Origin of the sequence: Rhodococcus sp. DT1, assembly GCF_049844875.1 — a bacterium.
Taxonomy (GTDB): Bacteria; Actinomycetota; Actinomycetes; order Mycobacteriales; family Mycobacteriaceae; genus Rhodococcus.
On sequence record NZ_JBNCLW010000018.1, the window covers coordinates 1 to 359 of the forward strand.

Here is a 359-nt window from a genome sequence, read left to right on the forward strand (position 1 = left end):
CCCACATACCCACGAGCCAACTGCACACCCGACAGATACAACTCACCCGCCACACCCACCGGCACCGGCGCCAGTCGGCTGTCGAGCACAAACACCTGCGTATTCCACACCGGCGCACCGATCGGAACCCACACGGTATCGGCCGAGGTCACCTCGTGGAACGTCACATCCACCGCGGCCTCGGTCGGACCATACAAATTGTGCACCGCAGCATTCGGAAGCATCGCACGCGTCCGCGCCGCCAACGACGGCGACAACGCCTCACCCGAAGCAAACACGTAGCGCAGACCCGACAGATCCGAGACCCCGGCCTCGGTTACGAACACCGCCAACATCGACGGCACAAAATGCGCCACCGA

Annotated in this window: 1 protein-coding gene; it reads right to left on the reverse strand. The window is 63.8% G+C overall.

The features are described from left to right. Window positions 1–359: AMP-binding protein (locus tag ACLQ3J_RS20935; RefSeq protein WP_425904303.1), on the reverse strand; the 359-nt coding region annotated here is incomplete at both ends.